This window comes from Mammaliicoccus sp. P-M59 (genome assembly GCF_022386135.1).
Classification (GTDB): domain Bacteria; phylum Bacillota; class Bacilli; order Staphylococcales; family Staphylococcaceae; genus Mammaliicoccus; species Mammaliicoccus sciuri_A.
Genome location: NZ_JAJNJJ010000031.1, coordinates 1 through 705 on the forward strand (window position 1 = coordinate 1; position 705 = coordinate 705).

Below are 705 nucleotides of genomic sequence, written 5' to 3' on the forward strand. Positions count from 1 at the left end.
ACATATAAATCTAGTCCACTATCTGTTGGGTTAGCCCTAGTTGGTGTTGTTGCGTTGTCTGATAGTAATTTGATGTTTAGTCTTTTCATACTATTCTCCTTTAATTTTTCATTCATTTTTATTCTTCGTATTGATTTTTTGACAAGTAATTGAGGTATACCAACTTCTTTCGATATTTCTTCTTCACTCATACCGTTTTTATATAATTCGTAACATCTAGCATTAACGACTTGAATTAGCCCTTTAGGTTTTGTCGTTTTGTTTAGTCTCCCCATTTTTAGCGTATGCCATTCTTATTTTTAATCTGGTCATAATATGTTTTAACGCTTTGTTTAAAAATATCTCAAACTCTTCTTCATTTTCTTCGATAAATTCAAGAATCTCTTCGTCTTGTTCATCGTCAAATTCACTTAATATGTCTACAAAGTGTAAGTCATGTTTACTCATTTCTAATACTTTAGCAACTGTTTCCATTTTGATTGTGTTAGTCATATTATTTATCCTCCCTATATAATCTTTCAGTAAGTTCTACAGCGTAATCTACTCTTGGGTCGTCTTCCCCAAATTCATCTATTGCCTCTTGTCTGACAGTACTTTCTAGGTATTTATCCCAAGCTTTTGCTTTAGCGTAGACTTCTTTGAGTTCATCCCTTGCTCTAGTTTCTTCATCTGGGTCAAACCCTCTCCACGCTAATTTTTCATCGA

2 protein-coding genes and 1 pseudogene are annotated in these 705 nt (G+C 33.2%); all 3 read right to left on the minus strand.

What is annotated here, in order from left to right; translation table 11 throughout:
• Positions 1-275, minus strand: a pseudogene (locus tag LQ617_RS15805) (hypothetical protein); the annotation flags it as partial.
• On the minus strand, positions 244-492 hold the full coding sequence (locus tag LQ617_RS15810) for a hypothetical protein (RefSeq protein WP_239740791.1): 249 nt from the start codon (positions 490-492) through the stop codon (positions 244-246). The gene LQ617_RS15810 and the pseudogene LQ617_RS15805, both read right to left, overlap by 32 nt.
• Position 493: 1 nt before the next feature.
• A partial coding sequence (locus LQ617_RS15815) for a hypothetical protein (RefSeq protein WP_239740792.1) occupies positions 494-705 on the minus strand: 212 nt, incomplete at its 5' end.